General features: G+C 72.8%; 17 protein-coding genes. 8 read left to right on the top strand and 9 right to left on the bottom strand.

What is annotated here, in order from left to right; translation table 11 throughout:
- Positions 1–66 precede the first annotated feature (66 nt).
- Positions 67–1,290 carry an ROK family transcriptional regulator gene (locus tag ACFQZ6_RS33735; protein ID WP_381617175.1) on the bottom strand — a complete coding sequence of 408 codons (1,224 nt, stop codon included), beginning with the start codon at positions 1,288–1,290 and terminating at the stop codon, positions 67–69.
- A gap of 221 nt (positions 1,291–1,511) precedes the next feature.
- Between ACFQZ6_RS33735 and ACFQZ6_RS33740 the strand changes: the two genes are divergently transcribed.
- Positions 1,512–2,084 (top strand): dihydrofolate reductase family protein, encoded by a 573-nt coding sequence (locus tag ACFQZ6_RS33740; RefSeq protein WP_381617178.1) that lies wholly within the window; start codon positions 1,512–1,514, stop codon positions 2,082–2,084.
- 10 nt (positions 2,085–2,094) lie between these two features.
- Here ACFQZ6_RS33740 and ACFQZ6_RS33745 read toward each other — a convergent pair whose 3' ends face one another.
- The 4 genes from ACFQZ6_RS33745 to ACFQZ6_RS33760 all read right to left on the bottom strand — a co-directional run bounded on the left by ACFQZ6_RS33745 (position 2,095) and on the right by ACFQZ6_RS33760 (position 5,395).
- Positions 2,095–2,610: a GNAT family N-acetyltransferase gene (locus ACFQZ6_RS33745; RefSeq protein WP_381617181.1), complete on the bottom strand. Its 516-nt coding sequence runs from the start codon at positions 2,608–2,610 to the stop codon at positions 2,095–2,097.
- A gap of 150 nt (positions 2,611–2,760) precedes the next feature.
- Entirely contained in the window at positions 2,761–3,594 is an 834-nt protein-coding gene (locus ACFQZ6_RS33750; protein WP_381617184.1) for an alpha/beta fold hydrolase, read from the bottom strand.
- A 98-nt stretch (positions 3,595–3,692) separates the two neighbouring features.
- On the bottom strand, positions 3,693–4,598 hold the full coding sequence (locus ACFQZ6_RS33755) for an SDR family oxidoreductase (protein ID WP_381617187.1): 906 nt from the start codon (positions 4,596–4,598) through the stop codon (positions 3,693–3,695).
- 59 nt (positions 4,599–4,657) lie between these two features.
- A complete protein-coding gene (locus tag ACFQZ6_RS33760; protein ID WP_381617190.1) occupies positions 4,658–5,395 on the bottom strand; it encodes an SDR family oxidoreductase in 738 nt (245 codons plus the stop codon).
- Between the two features lie 255 nt (positions 5,396–5,650).
- Here ACFQZ6_RS33760 and ACFQZ6_RS33765 point away from each other — a divergent pair, with 255 nt between their 5' ends.
- Complete coding sequence (locus tag ACFQZ6_RS33765; RefSeq protein ID WP_381617193.1) at positions 5,651–6,310, top strand: response regulator transcription factor; 660 nt, start codon at positions 5,651–5,653, stop codon at positions 6,308–6,310.
- 53 nt (positions 6,311–6,363) lie between these two features.
- Here the strand turns inward: ACFQZ6_RS33765 and ACFQZ6_RS33770 are convergent, their stop codons facing one another.
- Positions 6,364–7,398 (bottom strand): DUF4331 family protein, encoded by a 1,035-nt coding sequence (locus ACFQZ6_RS33770; protein WP_381617196.1) that lies wholly within the window; start codon positions 7,396–7,398, stop codon positions 6,364–6,366.
- 43 nt (positions 7,399–7,441) lie between these two features.
- Positions 7,442–10,288 carry a helix-turn-helix transcriptional regulator gene (locus ACFQZ6_RS33775; RefSeq protein WP_381617198.1) on the bottom strand — a complete coding sequence of 949 codons (2,847 nt, stop codon included), beginning with the start codon at positions 10,286–10,288 and terminating at the stop codon, positions 7,442–7,444.
- A 274-nt stretch (positions 10,289–10,562) separates the two neighbouring features.
- On the opposite strand from ACFQZ6_RS33775, the gene ACFQZ6_RS33780 reads away from it, so the two are divergent.
- The 4 genes from ACFQZ6_RS33780 (at position 10,563) to ACFQZ6_RS33795 (ending at position 13,592) form a co-directional block, all read left to right on the top strand.
- Positions 10,563–10,964 carry an SsgA family sporulation/cell division regulator gene (locus ACFQZ6_RS33780; protein ID WP_381617201.1) on the top strand — a complete coding sequence of 134 codons (402 nt, stop codon included), beginning with the start codon at positions 10,563–10,565 and terminating at the stop codon, positions 10,962–10,964.
- Positions 10,965–11,044: 80 nt separating this feature from the next.
- Complete coding sequence (locus ACFQZ6_RS33785; RefSeq protein ID WP_381617204.1) at positions 11,045–11,518, top strand: hypothetical protein; 474 nt, start codon at positions 11,045–11,047, stop codon at positions 11,516–11,518.
- Between the two features lie 114 nt (positions 11,519–11,632).
- Entirely contained in the window at positions 11,633–12,526 is an 894-nt protein-coding gene (locus ACFQZ6_RS33790; RefSeq protein ID WP_381617207.1) for an SDR family NAD(P)-dependent oxidoreductase, read from the top strand.
- Between the two features lie 58 nt (positions 12,527–12,584).
- Complete coding sequence (locus ACFQZ6_RS33795; protein ID WP_381617210.1) at positions 12,585–13,592, top strand: aldo/keto reductase; 1,008 nt, start codon at positions 12,585–12,587, stop codon at positions 13,590–13,592.
- A gap of 79 nt (positions 13,593–13,671) precedes the next feature.
- Here the strand turns inward: ACFQZ6_RS33795 and ACFQZ6_RS33800 are convergent, their stop codons facing one another.
- Both ACFQZ6_RS33800 and ACFQZ6_RS33805 read right to left on the bottom strand, forming a co-directional pair.
- Positions 13,672–15,003 carry an FUSC family protein gene (locus ACFQZ6_RS33800; RefSeq protein ID WP_381617213.1) on the bottom strand — a complete coding sequence of 444 codons (1,332 nt, stop codon included), beginning with the start codon at positions 15,001–15,003 and terminating at the stop codon, positions 13,672–13,674.
- A 95-nt stretch (positions 15,004–15,098) separates the two neighbouring features.
- On the bottom strand, positions 15,099–16,577 hold the full coding sequence (locus tag ACFQZ6_RS33805; protein ID WP_381617216.1) for an aldehyde dehydrogenase family protein: 1,479 nt from the start codon (positions 16,575–16,577) through the stop codon (positions 15,099–15,101).
- 417 nt (positions 16,578–16,994) lie between these two features.
- Here ACFQZ6_RS33805 and ACFQZ6_RS33810 point away from each other — a divergent pair, with 417 nt between their 5' ends.
- Together ACFQZ6_RS33810 and ACFQZ6_RS33815 are read left to right on the top strand one after the other, a co-directional pair.
- Positions 16,995–18,314 carry a sensor histidine kinase gene (locus ACFQZ6_RS33810; protein WP_381617219.1) on the top strand — a complete coding sequence of 440 codons (1,320 nt, stop codon included), beginning with the start codon at positions 16,995–16,997 and terminating at the stop codon, positions 18,312–18,314.
- 161 nt (positions 18,315–18,475) lie between these two features.
- Positions 18,476–21,214 (top strand): helix-turn-helix transcriptional regulator, encoded by a 2,739-nt coding sequence (locus ACFQZ6_RS33815; protein WP_381617222.1) that lies wholly within the window; start codon positions 18,476–18,478, stop codon positions 21,212–21,214.
- Positions 21,215–21,626: the final 412 nt, after the last annotated feature.

Below are 21,626 nucleotides of genomic sequence, written 5' to 3' on the forward strand. Positions count from 1 at the left end.
CCCTGGGACGGAGCGGGTGAGCGAGGTGGAGGGGGAGGTCAGCGAGAGGCGAGGCGGACGGGGACGTCAGCGCGAGGTGTCGAAGACCTCGTCGCGGGTGGTGGCGAGGGCGCTCTCCAGCGCCCCGCGCAGCACGGGGGACTCGGGTACGGCGGTCAGGACGAGCCGGGGCCGTGAGGCGGCGAGGTCGGCCAGCTCGGACTGGACGCGCGCCCGCAGGGGTTCGCCCCCGGCGACCAGCACGCCCCCGGAGAGCACGATCAGCTCGGGGTCGAGGACGGCGACGAGCGAGGCGAGCCCGGTGGCGAGCCGCTCCGCGTACCGGTCGAGCAGCTCCGCGTACCGGCTGTCGTCCCCCTCGACCGCGGCGGCCCTGGTGAGCAGGGCGTTGGCGACCTCCACGTACGGGTGCTCGGGGGTGTCGATGCCGACCTCGCGGGCGAGCCGGGGGACGGCCTGGACGCCCGCGAGCTCCTGGAAGCCACCGGAGTTGGCCTTGGTGACCTGCCGGACCAGCGGCGTGCCCGGCACCGGCAGGAAGCCGACCTCGCCCGCGCCGCCGGTGAAGCCGCGGTGCAGCCGACCGCCGAGGACGAGGGCGGCGCCGATGCCCTCCTCGTTCCACAGCAGGGCGAAGTCGGCGTGGCCGCGGGCGGCACCGAGCCGCTGCTCGGCCACCGCCACGAGGTTGACGTCGTTCTCGTACTCGAACGGCATCGGCAGGGCGGCGGCCAGCTCCTCCAGCAGCGTGGGGGAGTGCCAGCCGGGCAGGTGGGAGGCGTACCGCAGCCGTCCGGTGGCCGGGTCGAAGGCGCCGGGCGTGCCGATGACCAGGCGCCGCACGTCACCCCGGGTGAGCCCGGCCGCCTTGACCGCCCCGTCCAGCGCGGCACCGACCTGCCGCACCACGCCGTGCGCGCCACGGCCCCCGGTGCGCAGCTCGAACTCCCCGACGACGGCGCCGGTGACGTCCGCGACGGCGGCCCGGATGCGGTGCTGGTTGACGTCGAGCCCGGCGGCGTAGGCGGCCTGGGCGTTGAGGGAGTACAACTGGGCGCCGGGCCCCGGGCGGCCCGCGCTGGTGCCGGTGACGACGACGAGCCCGGCGGCCTCCAGCCGCGCGAGGAGCTGGGAGGCCGTCGGCTTCGACAGACCGGTGAGCTTGCCGATCCGGGTCCGCGAGAGGGTGCCGTGTTCGAGGAGCAGGTCGAGGGCGGCGCGGTCGTTCATGGCCCGCAGCACCCGCGGCGTGCCCGGGACTCCCGGGGGGCCCTGGCTCGTGTCTGCCATGGGAGCGCACCTGCCCTTCAAGCCGACGTGTCGACGTCACGACCCGTCGCGAGGAACTGTTAGTAAAGTTCCCTATCGATTGGTTGGGAGGACGGTAGGACGCCGATCACGGAACCGTCAATACACCGATGAGTTTTCCGGCGCACCCCAGTCAGAGAGCATGTACACGCAGCGCGCTGGGAGTTCAGCGCACGAGACACCGAGGAACCGAGGAACCCAGGATGCGTACGTTGATCAGCACCGCCTTCGTCTCACTCGACGGCGTCGTGGAGGCCCCGGGCGGGGAGCCCGGCTACCGCAACTCGGGCTGGACCTTCAAGGACATCGAGTTCCTCCCCGAGGCGTACGAGATCAAGGGCCGCGAGCAGCAGGAGGCCACCGCGATGCTGCTGGGCCGGGCCAGCTACGAGGCGTTCAGCCCGGTGTGGCCCGACATGGCGGAGTTCGCCGACTACAAGGTGATGCCGAAGTACGTCGTCTCCACCACGCTCACCGAGGACGACCTCGCGACCAACTGGGGCGAGACGACGATCCTGCGCTCACTGGACGACGTGGCCGCGCTGAAGGAGACCGAGGGCGGGCCGATCATCATCCACGGCAGCGCGTCCCTGAACCAGGCCCTCTCCGACGCCGGTCTCATCGACCGCTACCACCTGCTCGTCTTCCCCGTACTGCTCGGCGCGGGCAAGCGGCTCTTCAGCGCCACGGACAAGGACAAGCAGCGGCTGACCCTCGTCGAGCACGAGGTGTACTCCAACGGCATCCAGAAGAACGTCTTCGACGTCGTGCGCTGATCCGGCGGCCCTACAGCGCGCGGCGGTAGCGGACCTCGGACACGGACGCACCGTCGTAGTCCTCGGCCCGGACGGCACCGTCCGCGACGTACCCGGCCCGCTCGTAGAAGCGGCGGGCCGGGGCGTTGCCGGTGAGAACCCACAGCAGCATCGCGCGGAACCCCCGGACGCGGGCGTCCTCGTGCACGGCGGCGAGCAGGGTCCGCCCGATCCCCGAGCCGACGAGCGAGGGCCGCACGTACAGGGCGTACACCTCACCCGTGTCCGCGCCCGCCCCGTCGCCACGCGCGGGCCCGAGACACGCCCACCCCACGACCTCCCCCTGGCCGTCGACCGCCACCGACTGGGCGATGTCCGCCCGCGGCGCCGCGAAGTGCCGCCGCCGCTGCCGCGCGTCCTCCTCCACCGTCATGCGGTCGAGGTACGACCCCGGCAGGATCCCGGCGTACGCGGCCTGCCAGCCGGTCACCCGTATCGACGACACGGCGGCGACGTCCGCCTCCGTCATGGTTCGCACAGTCAGCATCACCGCACCCTAGGCGATCACGCGGCACGGTCCGCAACCGGCGGACCCGCGGATCGTGGACGCCGCGGGCGCCGACGACGCGCACCAGCCTCGTGCGGGGGCGGGGCTCAACGGCGGCGCCCCGCCCCTGAGCCCCGCCCCCGCGTCGGGTCACTCGGCGAGGAAGTCCAGCAGCGCCTCGTTGACCTCCTCCGGGTGCGTCCAGGCGATGTTGTGCGGACCGCCCTCCACGGTGACGAACGTCAGGTCCTCGATCAGCCCGGGCAGCCGCTTCGCGGTCACCTCGTACGGCAGGATCCGGTCCGCGTCGCCGTGTACCAGCAGCGTCGGCACGTCGATCTTCGGCAGGTCCGCGCGGAAGTCCGTCAGCCACGCGTCCACACACGCGTACGCCGCCCACGCCGACGCGGACACCGCCACGTTGAAGCTGTTCTGCCACGCCTGTTCGCTGATCCGCGTCCCCGCGTACATGTCGACGTTGTAGAAGTCGTCGAGGAAGCTCTTGAAGTACGCCGGGCGGTCCTTCAGCACCGCCTCCTTGATCCCCTCGAACACCGAGGCGTCGACACCCTCCGGATTGTCCTCGGTCTTCAGCAGGAACGGCGGGATCGCGCCCAGCAGCGCCGCCTTGGCCACCCGGTCCGAGCCGTACCGGCCCAGGTACCGCGTCACCTCGCCGGTGCCCATCGAGAACCCGACCAGGACGACGTCCCGCAGCTCCAGGTGGTCGAGGAGCGCCTTCAGATCGGCCGCGAACGTGTCGTAGTCGTAGCCCACCACCGGCTGCGACGACCGGCCGAACCCCCGCCGGTCATACGTGATCACCCGGTACCCGGCCTCCAGCAGCACCCGCTCCTGCTTCTCCCACGAGTGCCCGTTCAGCGGGTAGCCGTGGATCAGCACCACCGGACGGCCACTGCCGTGGTCCTCGTAGTACAGCTCGATCGCACCGCTGTTCTCCTGCCCGACCGTCACGAACGGCATCGCAACACCACACCCTTTTCGTCGGTTACCTGCGCTGATGTCCTGCGACACAGCCTGCCAACGGCGGGCAGGACGCGCATCACATGAACGTGCGACATTCAGACGTCCGCGTCCGCGGGGTGCGCGGTCAGCAGGTCGTCCAGGCCGATGCGGGTCAGGAACGTGCGGCGGACGCGGTCGGCGGTCCCGGACACCTCCGCCGAACCGTCGTCGGCCGGGTCGACGTGCACCCGGTAGGGCCGCGTCCCCTCGGGCAGCGCCACGATCCGGGCGATCTCGTCGGAGACCATCGACGCGTCGGCGTCCTCCGGCGCGAGCGCCGCCAGCTTCTGCGCGACCTGCTCCATCAGCCCCGCGTACCTGGTCTCGTACTCCGCCTCCACGGCCTGGTCGGACGGGTGACCGGAGTGGGCGAAGTGGTTGGTGCCGCGGGTGAAGGAGCCCGGCACGACGATCGACGTCTCCACGCCCCAGCGGGCGAGTTCGGCGGCGTAGCTGACCGCGAGGGAGTCCATGGCCGCCTTGGCCGCGAAGTACGGGCCGAGGTAGGGCGGGGTGCCGCCCTTGACGCTGGAGCTGGACACCCACAGCACCAGCCCGCGACGCGCCTTGCGCAGGTGCGGCAGGACGGCGCGGTTGACGCGCTGCGTGGACAGCACGTTGACGTCGAACAACTCCGCGAGCTGCTCGGGGGTGAACGCCTCGGACGGGCCGGTGACCATGTGACCGGCGTTGTGCATCACGACGTCGATCCGGCCGTGCTCCGCGATGACCTGCTTGACGGCGGCGTCGACCGAGTCCTGCGAGTTGACGTCCATCTCGATGGCGCGCAGGTCCACGCCGTGCTCGGCGGCGTAGTCGGCGGCGGCCCGCACCTGGGGCGCGTTGCGGCCGGTGGTGTTGCGCATCCCCGCGTAGACGGTGTTGCCGGTGTCGGCGAGGGCGCGGGCGGTGAGGGCGCCGAAACCGCTGGACGCGCCGGTGATGACGACGACGTTGCTCATGGGAGTCTCCTTGACCTGGGGCAGTGGGGAGGGGAGTGGGGTGACGCCGGGCTGGTGGCTCAGGCGATGCCGCCGTTGGCGTACAGGGTCTGGCCGTTGATCCAGCGCGCCGGACCGGCGAGGAAGGCGACGGGTTCCGCGATGTCCTCCGGCGTACCCAGCCGCTCCAGGGGGGCGGCCTTGGCGAGGTTGTCGAGCGCCGCCTGGTCCTTGCCCTCCAGGAAGAGCGGGGTGGCGGTGGGGCCGGGGGCGACGGCGTTGACGGTGATGTCCCGGCCGCGCAGCTCGCGGGCGAGCACCAGCGTCATCGCCTCGACCGCGCCCTTGCTCGCCGCGTAGGCGCCGTACGTCGGGAACTGGAGGCGGGTGAGGGACGAGGAGAGGTTGATCAGCGCACCGCCGCCGCGCAGCCGCCGGGCCGCCTGCTGGGAGACGACGAACGTGCCGCGGATGTTGGTGCGGTGCATCCGGTCCAGGTCGGCCAGGTCCAGCGTGGCGATCGGCGACAGGAGCATGATGCCCGCGGTGTTGACCACGACGTCGATGCCGCCGAACTCCGCCTCGACGGCGTCGAACGCGGCGGCCATCGCCACCTCGTCGGCCACGTCACCGGCCACCGCGAGGGCCTTGCCGCCACGGGACCTGATGGCCTCGACGGTCTCGTCCGCCCTGGTCTTGTTGCCGACGTAGTGCACCGCGAGGGCGAAGCCGTCCTTCGCCAGGCGGTCCACCACGGCCCGGCCGATGCCTCCGGTTCCGCCGGTGACCAGGGCGACGCGGGTCTGGGTCTCAGTCATGGTGATCATTCCTGTTCATGGGTTCTTCGGATGGGTTCTTCGGATGAGGTCTTCGGATGGGTCCTCGCCGGAACTGCTCGGCACGCGACCCAGTCTTCCGCCGGAACACATGACTCACCATCGAGCAGGCTGGAGTCCTGTCATATGGCCCGCCGACCCACGATGTAGGGAAGACCCCACAACCCAGTGGGCGGAACTGAAGTCATATGACTGACATGACATGGGACTGCCATGTGTCTGACTAGTATGTGCGTCATGAGTGAAGCTCTGCGGGCAGTGCTCGGAGAAGACCAGGCCCTAGTCCGCGAGGGCATCGCGACCATCCTGCGCGCCGCGGGCATCGAGGTCGTCGCCGCCGTGGACAACGCCGTGGAACTGGTCCGCGTCACCAGGGAACAGCGGCCCGACGTCGTGATCACCGACATCCGGATGCCACCGGACCTGAACGCCGACGGCCTCCGGGCCGCGCAGGAGATCCGCGCCGCGCGGCCGGAGACCGCCGTCATCGTGCTCTCACAGTTCCTCGACGCCTCGTACGCCCTCGACCTGGTCGGCGACGACCCGAGCGGTGTGGGCTACCTGCTCAAGGAGAAGGTGGCGAGCCCACAGGTCCTGACCGACGCCGTCGGCCGGGTGGTCGCCGGGGAATCCGCCCTCGACCCCGACGTCATCGCCACCCTCGTCGGCAGGAAGCGCACGGCCGACCCGCTGGCCGCGCTGACCCCGAAGGAACGGGAGGTCCTGGCGCTGATGGCCGAGGGGCACTCCAACAGCGGCGTCGCCCGCCAACTGTTCGTGACCGTGCCCGCCGTGGAGCGCCATGTGACGGGCATCTTCATGAAGCTCGGCCTCAGCCAGGCCAGCTCCAGCCAGCACCGCCGGGTGCTGGCGGTGCTGCGGTACCTGGAGCAGTGAAGACACGCCCTTGGGACCGGCGTCGAAGAGCCGGTCCCTGGCGAGCCGCCGACTCAGACGGCCCGAGGCACGTACGGGAAGGTCCGGGTGGGCCTGGCCGTCACCGACTCCTTCGTGAGGCCGAGCGCCACCGGGGTGTTGCTGGCGAAGGAGAACATCACGTCGGGCGCGTTGTCCGTCAACGTCCGCCCGTTCCACCGCGCGAAGCCGTACGACGCCGGGGTGCCGACCTCGTAGGGCAGGACGTTGGGCAGGATGCGCCCCACGACCGCCCTGGCGTACGCGTCCGGGTCCTCCGCCGTGCCGTAGGCCCGCACCACGCCCGCCACCGACGCGGTGAGCGCCTCGCCGTACAGCGCGACGTCCTCGGACGGCACGTTCACGTTGAGGCGGTCGCCGAGCACCCCGTCGTACTGCGTGAACAGCGGGTGGATCATCGGCAGGCCAGCCCGGTTGACCGGACGCCAGCCGCCCGCGTCGGTGCCGAGGAAGGCCACGGCCCACACGTCGATCGTGCGGTCCCGGCCCGCGACCGGCAGCAGTTCACCGTCGGCGACCTCCAGGACGATGGAGTGGACGGTGTGCCCCGCGAAGAGGTTCGTCGCCTCCGCGGGGTTCCAGTCGGACAGGTCGACCCGCGTGCCGTCCTGGAAGGCGTGCCCGACGGCGTGCAGCACGTCGGGCTCGATCCAGAAGGGGTCGCCCGCCCTGCCGACCCAGGCCCGGCTCCCGCCCGGCAGCGCCAGCGTCTCGCCCGTGCGCCCCTCACCGAGCAGCGTGCCCTCGGCGAAGTCGTCCCGCGCGTCCGGTCCCGACAGTCGGCGGACCTGGTACGCCTGGACACCGTTCGCGTCGGCCGCGCCGAAGGTGAAGCGGTACGTCACGTCCTCGACCGCGTCACCATTGGCATCGATCTTGAACTCGTACTTGCCCTCCGGGTGCAGCCCCCGGGGGACGTCCTCGCCTGCGAGTGAGTGACTGTGGTCCGTGACGAAGACGGTGCCCTGCTCGCCCCGGAAGACGTAGAGGTCCGTGATGTCGAGCCGGGGGTCCTGCTGGGCGAGCGGGGAGTCGAGGTGATGGGACATGGCGTGTCTCGCTTCCGTGGGGTCGTTCGTCGTGGTGTGCGGGTCAGGACGTCGTGCCCGTCTGGTCCACTTCCCGTAGGTAGAGACGGGCCAGTTGGACGCGTGAGCGGACGCCCAGCTTGTGGAAGGCGTGGCGCAGATGGGTGTTCACCGTGTGCGGGGACAGGAACAGCCGCTCCGCCGCCGCGCGGTTGGTGGCGCCGTGCGCGATCAGCCGTACGACGCCCAGTTCCGCCGGGGTCAGACCGCGCCACCCGGTCTCGGCTGCGCGGGGGGTGCCCGTCGCCGACCTGATGCCCAGCCCGCGCAGCCGGTTGCGCACGCGGGCGCTCTCCTGTCGCGCGCCGCAGCCGTCGTACAGCTCCAGCGCCCGCTCGAAACAGGTCCGGGCCGCACTGGCCGTGGTCGTCAGCTCGCCCGTGTCGGCCAGCGCCTCGGCCGCGAGCAGCGGGCGCGCGTCCCCGTACCGTTCGGTCGCGGTCAGCAGCCGGTCGCGGTCCCCGTCGAGGAGGCCCCTCGTGTGCGCGGCCACCGCCTGGAACAGCGCGAAGCCGGGGTTGCGCCGGGCGCGGTCCTCGGCGAACTCGACCGTCTCGGCGGCGATGTCCCGCCGACCGCGGCGCAGCGCGACGCGCACCAGCACGACCGCGTCGCCGGGATCGACACAAGCGGCATGGACGGACCCGTGCCGCAGGTAGGTCGCGGCGGCGGCGAGGTGCCGAGGCTCCGGACGCTCGTCGCGGTGCGCCGCGATGACCACGGTGAGCCAGGCACCGACGTGCCGCTCCCGCGGATCGTCGCTGGCGAGGCAGGCGTCGGCCCGGGCCGCGCAGGTCTCCAGGGCCGCGTCGTCGCCGGTGTGGCAGGCCACGCGGACGCGTGTGCACAGGGCCGATGCCTCGCCCCTGGCGGGCACGTCGGCGGTGACCGCCTCCGCCGCCGACAGTTCGCTGGCCGCGTCGGTGAGTCGACCGGCGTCGAGCAGCAGTCGGGCGCGTGCCGCCCGCCAGAGGGGGAGGAGCGCGCGGCGACCGCTGGCCTGCGCGGCGTGGAGTCCGTCGTCGACCAGTTCCAGCGCGGTGCGGTCCCGGCCCGCCAGACCCAGCACCGAGGCGTGCCAACTGACCGACAGGGCGACCTCGGGCAGGGCGTAGGCGTGCACCGGGTCGAGCCGGGCGATGCTCGTGGCCGCGGCGTCGCCGTGCCGGAGGGCGGCGTCCCAGTCCTGCCGGTGGCAGGCGGTCAGCGACCGGACGGTGCGCAGGGTCAGGGCGCCGACCGCACCCGTCCCGTGGATCCGCTCCAGGGCGTCGGACGCCAGCCCGTCGACCTCTTCGACGTCGCCCGCGAGCGCGTCGTTGAGCAGTGTCAGGGACAGCAACTCGTCCTTCAGTGGCTTCGGGACGTCGTGGCGGCGCTGGGCGCGATCAAGGTGCGCGTCCGGGCGGGGGAGGCGGAACTGGCCCGCCATGCGCAGCAGGTGCAGACACGTCCGCGCGTGGGTCGTGGCGTCCGGCGGTGACTGGAGGATCCCGTCGGCCAGCTCGCGCGCCCGGCCCACCTCACCCACCTGCCACAGCAGGGGCGTCAGCTCCGCCGCGATCCGCCGCTGCTCCTCGGGGACGCCCTGGGCCAGGGACATCGCGCGCCGGAGGTGGTCGGTCGCGGTGCGCGGCGACACGGCGGCCAGCGCACGCGCCGCGGCGCGCAGGACGTCGATCGCGGCCATGTCGCCCGGCTCCGCCACGTCGACCAGCTCGGCGGCGACCGCGGTGGCCGGTACGCCCGCCTTGAGGTGCAGGTCGACGGAGCGGCGGCGGACGGACTGCCGTACGGGCCGGGGCAGACCGGCGGACACCGCCCGCCGCACCAGCGCGTGACGGAACCGGAGCTGGTCCTCCTCCGCGCGGAGCAGACGGGCGGCGAGCACCTCACGCAGCGGCCTGAGCAGGGCGGTCTCGGAGCAGTCGAGCACCCGTGCCAGGTGCCGGGCGGACAACCGCTCACCGAGGACCGCCGCGCACTGCGTCAACTGCCGCGCCTCGTCGGACAGTTGGCGTAGGCGACGGGCGACCAGCGGGGCGATGACCGACTGTTCGCGCTCCAGCGCGGCGGCGGTGGCGGGGGCGACGGCGGTCGCGGACGGCTCGCTCGCCAGACGCGCGCACAGGTGCCGTACCGCGCCCGGCAGGCCGTCGAGGTAGCGCAGATAGGGGACCGCCTCGGGGGCACGTGGCCCCAGCAGGTCCCGGGCCATCTCCCGGACCGCGTCCTCGGTGAGCGGCTGGAGCCCCAGATGGGTGGCGGGCCCGGCGAGCAGGTCGCGGCGCAGGGCCTCCACGGCGGGCCGGTCGCCGTGTGACCGGGCGGCGAGTACCCACAGGATCGGCAGGTCGGCGAGTCGCACGGTGAGCGCGCGCACGGTGTGCAGGGTGAGCTCGTCGCAGACCTGGAGGTCATCGAGGAGCAGTGCGACGGGGCGGTCCCGCGCCAGCGCCCGCAACCGGTCCCCGATCTCCCGCACCAGCCAGTAGGGGTCACCCTGGAGAAGGGAGTGACCGCGCAGGTCGTGGGCGGAGTCGTCGACGCCCTGGGTGAGCGCGTCCAGCAGCGGCGCCAACGGAGTCAGCTCGCCCCCCGCCAGCCCGGCGCCGACGAGCAGCCGGGCACCGGCGAGCGCCGCCTCGTCCCCGGCACAGGCCACCAGGCGGGACTTGCCGACGTCGGCGGGACCGTCGATCCACAGCACTCCTCCGGCGCGGCGGTGGATGAGACGGCGTACCCACTGGGTGATCCGTCCGTGCTCCGTCCCGCGTCCGCGTACCGGGGGCGGCACCAGTTCGGCGACACCGCCGGGGACCGGCCACGAGATGTCCATCGCCTGGTTCAAGGCAGCCTCCACTGGTCGTGACCCCGTGCGGGGCGCGTGACGCTCACCGCGTCATCCACATCGTGGGCGGAGCGGGTACCGGGTGGCTGTCGAGGCCGCCTGACTCATGTCCCGGGGCCTCCCCACGGGCCATGTCGGGAGAACCCCACAGAACCCCACGGTCCCGAACGCGGTCACATGACGTATGGGAGAGCGCAGGGCCCTACGCGCAGGATGAGGGGCGTGCCGGGTGCCGGGAGCGGCAGTCGGGCGGTTCGGTGGGCGGAGGTCATACATGAGGAAGTGCCACCTCACTGTGGAAGGCACCTACTGGCTGGCCGGGCTGGTGCCCCTGCCGATCAGTTGCGAGTTCTCGTTCCACCCCGAGGACCCCTACGCCGTGACCCTGATCTTCGACGCCGAGGACGAACCGCCGGTGCGCTGGGTGTTCGCCAGGGAACTACTGACGGAGGGGCTGACGGCGAAGGCGGGCGAGGGTGATGTCACGGTGTGGCCCGAGCATGAGCACGCTACGGGCCCGGACCGAGGGTCGGACATGTGGTCGGGCAGGCACTCCAAGGTGTGGGTCGAGGTGGGCGACACCAGGCACCGGGCGCTCTTCGAGATCCCCGCAGCCCCGGTCGCCCAGTGGCTGGCCAGTACCTACGCCCTGGTGCCACTTGTCGCCGCCGACTGAGTACTGACATCAGACAACGGCCAGATATGAGGTCAAGGCGTAGTATCACTGGCAATCGCCTGAGTGAGGAGAGTTCCCGCATGGCTGACGCCAAGACCAGTACGACTGAGCTGGTGACCCAGTACGGTGCCCGGCTGGCGAGCGACCTCGAACGGAACAGGCAGGAACAGGACGGCGTCCGGGCGGAGATCGAACAGCTCCAGGAGCGGTTGCGGGCACTGGAGTACGACCACGCGGTGCTCGCCACCATGCAGCGGGCGCTGGAGAACGGCATCCCGGCGCAGCAGGCGCCCGGGGCCGCCGCGGGTGCCCGGCGCAGCAGGCAGCAGCACCAGCCGACGCTGGTCGCGCTGATCCGCGACTACCTCGCCGAGCAGCCGGAACCGTGCTCCGCGGCCGAGATCGCCACGGCGCTGGGCGAGGCCCACCCGGACCGGGTCATCAAGACGACGGTCGTCCGCACCACCTTGGAGAGCCTGGTCGCGCGGAGCGCCGCGCTGCGCCTCAAGCAGGGCCACTCCGTGTTCTACACGACCCTGCAGAGCCCCAGGTAGTCAGGTCCGCAGTCACCACTCTCGTCGTAATCACACACATGTGTGATGCCATGTGTGCTTCCTGACGACAGCCTGAGTCACCGAACCCAGGTCTCACAGTCAGGAGAAGAGAACATGTCCCCACCCCAGACGGTCCTCGTCACCGGTGCCGGTACCGGCATGGGTGCCCTGTCCTCCGTGTCCCTCGCCCGCGCCGGGCACCGCGTCTTCGCCTCGATGCGCGACCCGCTGGGCCGCAACGCCGAGAAGGCCCAGGCCCTGCTCGCCCAGGCCGAGGACGCCGCCGGTGAACTCTCCGTCGTCGAGCTGGACGTGCTCTCCGAGGACTCCGCCGGGGCCGCCGTCGAGCAGGTCGTGCGGGAGACCGGCGGACTCGACGTCGTCGTCCACAACGCCGCCCACCTGCTGGTCGGCGTGACCGAGGCGTTCAGCCCGGAGGAGGTGCTGCGCGCGTTCGACGTCAACGCCGTGGGCGCCCTGCGGGTCAACCGCGCCGCCCTGCCGGTGATGCGCCGTCAGGAGTCGGGCCTGTTGCTGTGGATCGGCTCCGGCACCACCCGTGCCATCCCGCCCTTCCTCGCCCCGTACAGCGCCGCCAAGGCGGCCTTCGACGCCTTCGCCGAATCGACGGCCTGGGACGTCACCGCCTACGGCATCGAGACCACGATCCTCATGCCGGGCGTGTTCACCCACGGCACCGCGCACTTCGCCAACGCCGCCTTCCCCGCCGACACCGCACGCACGGCCGCCTACGACAAGGTGGCCCCGTTCCTCGCCTCCATGGGCGAGGACACCGAGCGGATGATGGTCGGCGGTGTGAGCGCCGACCCGCAGATCGTCGCCGACGAGGTCGTCCGGGTCGTGGACCTGCCCGTCGGCCACCGCCCGCGCCGCACCGTCGCCGACGGATCCGACTTCGGCGCCGAGATCATCAACGGCGCCGCCGAGGAACTGCGGCTGCGCCTGGCCCGCCGCATGGGCGTCACCGGCCTGCTCGACCGCCTCTGACCTCCCCACCCCCTCACGCACCCAGCACCGACACCTGACACGTACGAGGAGAACAGCCATGACCGTGACCCGACGCAAGCTCGGCGCGACCGGCCCGGAGGTGTCCACCATCGGCCTCGGCGCCATGGGCATGTCCGACCTGTACGGCCCCGCGGACGACGCCGAGAGCATCGCCACCCTGCACGCGGCGCTCGACGCGGGCCTGAACCTCATCGACACCGCCGACTTCTACGGCTCCGGCGCCAACGAGATGCTCATCGCACGCGCCCTGCGGGAACGACGCCGTGAGGACGTCGTCCTGAGCGTCAAGTTCGGCTCCCGCCGCGCGCCCGACGGCAGCTTCCAGCCCGTCCCCTACGACGTGTCGCCCGCCGCCGTGAAGGACCGCCTGACCTACTCACTGCGGCGACTGGAGACCGACTACATCGACATCTACCGCCCGGCCCGCCTCAACCCGGACATCCCGGTGGAGGAGACCGTCGGCGCCCTGGAGGAGATGCGGCAGGCCGGTCACATCCGCCACATCGGACTGTCGGAACTGGGCGCCGACACCATCCGCCGCGCCGCCGCGGTCGCCCCGATCAGCGACCTCCAGATCGAGTACTCGCTGATCTCCCGCGGCCCCGAGGAGTCGATCATCCCCACCCTGCGTGAACTGGGCATCGGCCTGACGGCGTACGGCGTCCTCTCCCGAGGTCTCCTCAGCGGGCACTGGTCGCCCGAGCGGGAGCTGAGCGGCGGCGACTTCCGCGCCCACTCCCCGCGCTTCCAGGGCGAGAACCTGGCGGCGAACCTGCGCCTGGTCCAGGCGCTGGGCGAGGTGGGCGAGCGGCTCGGCGTCACCACCAGCCAGGTGGCGATCGCCTGGGTGGCCGCCCAGGGCCAGGACATCGTGCCGCTGGTCGGCGCCCGCCGCCGGGACCGGCTGGCGGAGTCGCTCGGCGCCGCCGACGTCACCCTCGACGCGGAGACGCTGGCCGAGATCGAGAAGGCGGTACCGGTCGGCGCGGCGGCGGGCGAGCGGTACGCCGCCCCGATGATGGCGACGCTCGACAGCGAACGCTGAGCGCCGCACCCACCGGGACCCCGGTACGGGGAGCGACGACGCCACGGCTGCGGACCCAGGTCGGGTCCGCAGCCGTGGCTCATGTGGTGGGCGGGCCGGGCGGACCCCCGGGACCGTCCAGGACCCGCCCGGCCAGATCGAGCGCCGCCGCGGCGGCCTCGTCCAGCGCGGCCACCGCCGTCCGCACGCCCCGGCGCTCCCCGGCGGTGCGCTCACCGACGAGTCGCAGCCTGTCGCGCGCGTGCAGCAGCGCCGCCCGGTGCCGAGGCTCGGACGGCTCCCGCAGGACGTCGGCGACCGTGGCCCGTACGTCCGACACGGCCCGCCGCCGGTGCCGTACCGCCCAGCGGCGGGTGACGAGCTGCCCGGCGACGACCGCGGCGACGCAGCCCAGCACCGTCTCCAGGAGGCGGTCCCCGGTGAGGGCCAGCACCGCGGACGCACCGCTCGCGGCGGTCACCAGCAGGACCGACAGGGGCGTCACGAAGACCATGGCCACGGCGTAGTTGCGGGCCACGACGAGTTCGATGACGAAGGTGAGCGCGGCCAGCAGCGCCGCGACCGCGACGCCCCGCGGGTGGAGCGCGGCGAGCGCACCGGCGAGCAGACAGCCCACGGCCGTTCCCGCGCCGCGCAGCACGGCACGGGCGTTGGCGCTCGCCGCGTGACTGCCCCGGGCCAGGACGGCGGCGGCGGCGGCGGTGGCCATCGCCCAGTAGGGGCGTCCCACCTGGCAGAGCAGCGAGGCGGCACCGGCCAGCCCCACGGCGGCGCCGGTACGCACCGCCATCCACGGGAAGGGTGAGCGCGGCAGCGACCTCAGAGCGAGCCGCAGCCTCATCCTCGTATCGACCGCGGACTGGGCGAGCACACCACCAGGGGCGGCGCCCCGCGCCGCGACGGCCCAGCTCAACACCACCGCCAGCCCTGCCACCACGGCCACCCCCAGGGCCCGCCGCCCGGTGTCACCGGGCGGCAGGCCGGTCCCCACGGAGCAGACCAGTACGGGCATCACGAGGCCCGGCGGCCGGGCTCCCACGGCGGCGAAGAGCGCCGCGACGACGGCGGTCCACAGCGCCGTACCGACCACGGCGAGCAGCGCGTGTCCGGCGAGCGCGCTGCCCACCGCCATGCCCACGGCGAGCGCGAGGCCCGCACCGGCGACCGCGGCGGCCTTCTGCCGGGCGGTCCCGCGCCCGCCGTACAGTGCCGCGAGCGCGCCCGTGCTGGCGAGCAGGCCGAGGACCGGCTGGCCCAGGGCCTGGCCCGCCAGCACGGGCGCGGCGGTGCAGACGGCGGCCACGGTGGCGCTGCGGCGGCGCGACGGCATCGGACGCAGGACGAGGAGTTCCCGCACGGCGGCCGGAACGGCCCGTCGAGGGCGGCTGAGAGGCGGGTACGAGCCGGTCATGACGGGCGTCCTCACAAGATCGGGCCTACGGCGGTACAAGATCGGACCTACGGCGGTCAAGGGCGGGTCGGCGGCGGTCAGGGGCGGGTCGGCGGTCAGACCGGGTAGGCGCGGTGCCGGTCGGCGAGGGTGATCCAGCGCGTCTCGGTGAAGAACTCGGCGCCCCAGTCGCTGCCGAAGTGGCCGAACCCGCTGTCCTTCACCCCGCCGACCGGCGCCTGCGGCTCGTCCGCGACGGAGTGGTCGTTGATGTGCACGTTGCCGTGGCGCAGCCGACGCGCCACCGCCAGCCCACGGCCGCCGTTCTCCGTGTAGACGGCGCTCGACAGGCCGTACTCGGTGTCGTTGGCGAGGGTGACGGCCTCGTCCTCGGTCTCCACCCGGTAGACCGTGGCGACCGGGCCGAAGACCTCCTCGGTGTGGACGCGCATGTCCGGGGTGACGTCGGTGAGGACGGTCGCCGGGTAGAAGGAGCCCTCGGCGGGGCCGCCGCCGTACAGGACGGTGGCGCCCTTGGCGACGGCGTCCGCGACGAGACCGGCGACGCGCTCGGCGGCCCGGGCGTTGATCATCGGCCCCACGAGGGTGTGTTCGCCCTCGGCGGCGCCCTGCCCGACCGTGCGCACCTTGGCGAGGAAGGCCTCCACGAAGGCGTCCGCGACGCCGTTCTGGACGATGACCCGGTCGACGGAGAGACAGATCTGACCGGAGTTCATGAACTTGGCGACGGCGATCCCGGACGCCGCGTACACCGGATCGGCGTCGTCGAGCACCACGATGGGGTTCTTCCCGCCCAACTCCAGGATGACGGGCTTGAGGTGCTCCCCGGCGAGCCGTCCGACGATACGGCCGACCGGCGTGGACCCGGTGAAGTTGACGCGGCGCACGCGCGGGTCGGCGATGAGCGCCTCGACGACGGCGGGCGCGTCGGTCCGGTCGTTGGTGAGCACGTTGACGACCCCGGCCGGGACGCCCGCGTCCGCGAGGACGTCCGCGAGGAAGTAGCCGGAGGTGACGGGGGCGTCCTCGCTGGGCCGTACGACGACGGGGTTGCCGGTGGCCAGGGCGACCGCGATCGCCCGGGTGCACAGGATCAGCGGACCGTTCCACGGGACGAACGCGGCGACCACGCCCGCGGGTTCGCGGACCGCCATCGACCACTCGCCCGGCACGTCGCTGGCCAGTACGGAGCCCACGGGACGCGTGGCCATGCCCGCGGCCTGCCGGATCAGGTCGGCGGACATCCGGATGTTGAACGCGGCCCAGGTCCGGGTGCCGCCGGTCTCCTGGATCATGATGTCGGTGAACTCGCCGGACCGCGCCTCCATCAGGTCGGCCGCCCGCTCCAGTAGGGCCCTGCGAGTGGACGGAGGGGTGGCGGCCCACTCGGCGAAGGCCGCGTGTGCGGCGTCCACGACCCGGGCGACGTCCTCGGGACCGGCCGCCGGCACCGTCAGGTACACCTCCCCGGTCACCGGATCGACGTCGTCGGTGGTCCGGCCGGACAGGGCGGGCACCTCACGGCCCCCGATCAGCAGGCCGCGGGAGGGTGTGCCGGTGCGCGGGACAGTCATGTCGTACTCCTCGTACTCATGGTGGGGCTCGGAATGCTCCGAGTCTGGGGACTCACCCGCGACCGGGGCTGTAGTGCGATCCCGGTGACCTGACATGGGGTTGTCCGCCACGGGCCTACGGCCAGCCCCACAGGCGTGGAGTCATGTCAGCAGCCATGTCAGTGATGTCAGTCATGTCAGATGCGCGCTGACCCTATGATTGGCTCATGTTCTGTGTCTTACTGTCTTTCTCGCGGCTGCCAAGTGACTGCCGTCGAGAAGAGGCCCCCCACGTGACTGACAGCAACACTCCCTAGCTAGGCGGAACATGAGGGTGCGAAGACGGGGCCAGGCTCGACGGCTGGGGCTGACGGGCCTCACGGTCGCGGCGAGCGGGCTGCTCGCCCTGCTGATAGGTGTCGCGTTCGTGGTGCTGCTGTGGGCCATCGCCGACGCGAACGACTCCACCTCCGCACGGCGGGCCTCCCGTACGGCCCTCGTAGAAGCCGGGGCCATGGAGCAACTCGTCCTCGACATCGAGACGGGCCAGCGCGGATACGTGATCACCGAGCGGGAGAGTTCCTCCAGCCGTGGCGGGAGGCGCGCGAGGAACTCCCCGCGGAGGCCAGGCGGTTCACCGGTTCCACCACCTCCGCGGACCAGCGGCGCGCGGCCGAGCAGATCACGAAGAGCGTCGAGTCCCTGCTGCGCGACTACTCCGTCCCGCTGGTGGAGGGGGTGCGGCGGGGCGACCCCGCCGCCTCCGGCCTGACCGCGACGGCCGAGGGGAAGCGCCGCGTAGACACCCTCCGCGCCCAGTTCGACCATTACATGGCGAGCGAGCGCGCCCAGTTGGACGCCCGGGAGACCGCCGCGCGGACCAACTCCCACCGTGCGGTGATCGCCGCGGGCCTGGGGCTGGCGGCGTCGGTGCTGCTGGTGGCCGCCTTCACGGTCCTCCAGCACCGGGCCGTCGTACGCCCCGTCCGCGGTGTCGCGGAGGCGGCGCAGCGACTCGCGGGCGGCGATCTGTCGGTGCGGATCTCGCCCAGCAGGGTGGCCGAGACCGGCGCGCTGGGCGCCTCCTTCAACACCATGGCCGCGTCCTTGCAGGACGGCCGCCGCCGTGTCATGGAGAGCGTCGAGGCGGTGCACCGGCGCACGGCCCGCGACCTGCACGACGGGGCGCAGCAGCGGCTCGTCAGCCTGATGATCGGCCTGCGGCTCGCGCGGGAGATGGTCCCCGACACCGAGACGACCACGGTCGAGCTGCTGACCCAGTCGATCGACAACGCGCAGACGGCGATCGACGAACTGCGGTCGCTCGCCTCGGGGATCTACCCGCTGGTGCTCACGATGAAGGGCATGGTGGCGGCGGTGCGGGAGCTGGCGGCCCGGTGCCCGGTGCCCGCCGTCGTGGAGAGCCGGGTCGACCGCCGGATGCCCTCGGCCGTGGAGTCCAACGCGTACTTCGTCGTCGCCGAGGCGGTGACCAACGCCGTCAAGCACGCCCAGGCGTCCCGGATCGACATCGAGCTGGAGCTGACGGACGTCCTGTGCATCCGGGTGGTGGACGACGGTGTCGGCGGCGTGGGGGAGGCGAAGGCCGGTACCGGTCTGACCGGGCTCGCGGACCGGGTGTCCGCCTTCGACGGCACGCTGACCATCGACTCACCGCCCGGCGGCGGCACCTCCGTCCACGTACGGATACCGATCCCACTGGAGGCGCCGGAGGCGGGGGACGGCGACGACCGGTGACGTGGCTCCCCGCGCCAGTGCTCGGTCGGGGCCGGACCACACCCGCGCCGACGTGCTAGTTTCTGGTCACTGGAGAAACGTTCACTTCCAGCCGAAGGGCCGGACAGCCGGTCACGCCGCGGGGTCGGGGCGGTCTCCTGGACACGGCGCGGGAGGCGGACATGCTCTACGGACGCGACGCCGAGCTGCGACTGCTGTCGGACCTGGTCTCCCGTGCCCTCGACGGGGCGGGCGGCGCGCTGCTGCTGCGCGGCGAGGCCGGGATCGGCAAGACGTCCCTGCTCAGCGCGGTACGGGAGAGCGCGGGCGCGCGCGGTGGCCGGATCCTTTCGGCGCTCGGCGTCCAGTCCGAGGCGTCGGTCCCCTTCGCCGGACTGCACCAACTGCTCGCCCCGCTGCTCACCGACCACACCCCGACGCTGCCCGCCCGGCAACGGCAGGCCCTGTACGCGGCGTTCGGGATGGCGGACAGCGACGCACCCCACATGTTCGCCGTCGGACTGGCGGCACTCGAACTCGTCAGCGGCCTGGCCGAAGAGACCCCCGTCGTCCTGCTGATCGACGACGCCCAGTGGATCGACGGCCCGAGCAGCGAGGTGCTGGCCTTCGTCGCACGACGGCTGGAAGCCGACCGTGTCGTCATGCTCATGGCCGTACGGGAGGGCTACGACACCGTACTCACCGACGCGGGACTGCCCGAGCTGCCGCTGGCACCGCTCGACCAGGACGCCGCGCTCGCCCTGCTCACGGACCACGCACCCGACCTCGACCGCCCCGTCCGTGACCGCCTGCTGGCCGAGGCCCACGGCAACCCGCTCGCCCTGGTCGAACTCCCGGCGACCCTCACGAGCGACCGCAGGGTCCCGCGGACGCTGCTCCCCTGGATGCCCACCACCCGGCGCCTGGAACGCTCGTTCCTCTCCCGGGCGGCGGCCCTGCCGGAGGCCAGCCAGACCGTCCTGCTGATCGCGGCGGTCGACGACGAGGGCGACCTCGCCGAGATCCTCGGCGCCGCGAGAAGCCTCGACGACCGCGCCGACTCGCTCGACGCCCTGGAACCCGCCGTCACCGCCCAGCTCCTCGAACTGAACGGCCACGAGGTGCGCTTCCGTCACCCGCTGGTCCGCTCGGCGGTCTACCACGCGGCCCCCGCGTCGCGACGACTGGCCGCGCACGCGGCGGTGGCGACGGTCCTGGCCGACCAGCCCGAACGCCGGGCGTGGCACCGCGCCGCCGCGACCCAGGGGCCGGACGACGACGTCGCGCTCGACCTCGAACAGGCCGCCCACCGGGCCCTTGGCCGCGGTGCGCCGCGCGCCGCGGCCGAGGCTTTGCGACAGGCCGCCCCGCTCAGCCGCCCGCACACCCACCGGGGCCGTCTGCTGCTGCGCTCAGCGGAGATCAACTTCGAGCTGGGTGAGGCGGCCACCGCCCGTCGACAGCTCGCCGAGGCACGCTCGACCCGCCTCACCCCCGACGAACGGCTCCGCCTCACCCTCTGGTCGGAGTCACTCAACGAGGAGAGCTGGTTCACCCCCGAGTGGGTACGGTCCTTCGCCGACGTGGCGGACCAACTGGCCGGAGCCGAGAACGACGGCGCGGCGCTGGCGCTCCGGGCGCTGTGGCCGCTGTCCATCGGCTGCTGGTACGGCCATCCGTCCGAGGAGACCCGCGCCCTCGTCGTCAAGGCGGCGCGGCGCCTGCAGCGCGACGACGGCGACCCGATGGTCCTGTCCGTCGCCGCCTGTGCCGACCCCGTGGCCGAGGCCGCCTGGGTCATCGACCGCACGTCCCAGCTCGCGCCCGGGGCCGTCGACGACCCCGCCGAACAGCACGCGCTGGGCGCCTCGCTGACCGCCGTATGGGCGTACGACCTCGCCTGGCCGTACCTCTGCGCGGCCGTCGACGGGCTGCGCCACCAGGGCCGCCTCGGACTGCTCGGTGAAGCGCTGGCGTCCCAGGCGTGGGCGGCGATCCAACTGGGCAAGCACCGGCTGGCGCGGACCGCCGCCGACGAGTCACGGCGCCTGTCCCGCGACACCGGCCGCACCCGCTGGGCCCACGTGGCCGACCTGGCCCTGGCCACGCTCGCCGGGGAGCGCGGCGAATCCGACGCCGCGAGCGAACTCCTGCGGACCACGGAGGCGGAACTGCTCTCCGTCGGCGCCCAGTCCATCCTCGCCTTCGCCCAGTTCGCCAGGGGCCGGTACGCCCTGGTCAACAAGCAGTACAACGACGCCTACGAGCACCTGGCGCGCGTCCTGGACCCGGCCGACGTCGCCTACCACCCCTTCGTCGGCCACTGGGGGATCGCGGACCTGATCGAGGCGGCGACCCGCACGCACCGCGCTACCGAGGCGCTCCACTACTTCACCGAACTCGACACCCTGGCCCAGCGAACGACGGCACCCTTCCTGAAGGCCATGACCACCTACACCCGCCCCCTCATCGCCCCCGAGGACGAGACGGAGACCGCCTACGAACAGGCCCTCGACACCCGCCTGCTGACCAACTGGCCCCTCCACCGGGCGAGGCTCCTGCTCTCCTACGGCCGGTGGCTGCGCCGCCGACGCCGCATCCTGGAGGCCCGACGCCCACTGCGCGCGGCCCTGGAGAGCTTCGACGCCCTGGGCGTCACCGCGTTCGGCGAGGACGCGCGCGCCGAACTCCGCGCGGCGGGCGAGGCGGTCGGCCGACCGACCCCCTCCTCGGCGGACGGCCTCACCCCGCAGGAACTCCAGATCGCCAGAATGGCCGCCACCGGCATGACCAACCGCGAGATCGGCACCCGCCTGTTCATCTCCCACCGCACGGTAGGCCAACACCTCCGCCGCATCTTCCAGAAACTGACCATCACCTCCCGCGGCCAACTCCACCTGACCGACCTGGGCGGCGAGTAGCCCGCGACGTGGCGCACAGCGAGGCCGACTCCTTCGCTCCTCGTGCTTCCGTTGTCAGCGGGAGGTGCCAGCGGGCGCCCGGTCGAAGCTCGCGCGTGCTGGGGCCAGGCCGGTCAGGGTGAGTGGGCGGTCGAGGGGCGATGAACGGGGACTGGCCGCCCGGCCGTACGACAGGCACGACCGCGAGCCGCGCGGCGGGCCCTGCCGAGGGCAAGATGCCGCCGTCCTCCACGAAGAGGAGGCCGGGCTGGACGTCGACGGACGGGAACCGGGTGGCGAGGTCGGCGGCCAGCCCCCGGTGGGTAGTGGCGGGGAGCCCGTCGAGGAGACCAGCCTGGGCCAGTGCGAAGGCGCCCGTGCGCAGGGAGGCGACGCGCGCGCCGTTCACCGGGGCCCTCCGCAGGGCGTCCCG

Origin of the sequence: Streptomyces flavalbus (assembly GCF_042674625.1) — a bacterium.
In the GTDB taxonomy this organism is placed as follows: Bacteria; Actinomycetota; Actinomycetes; order Streptomycetales; family Streptomycetaceae; genus Streptomyces; species Streptomyces flavalbus.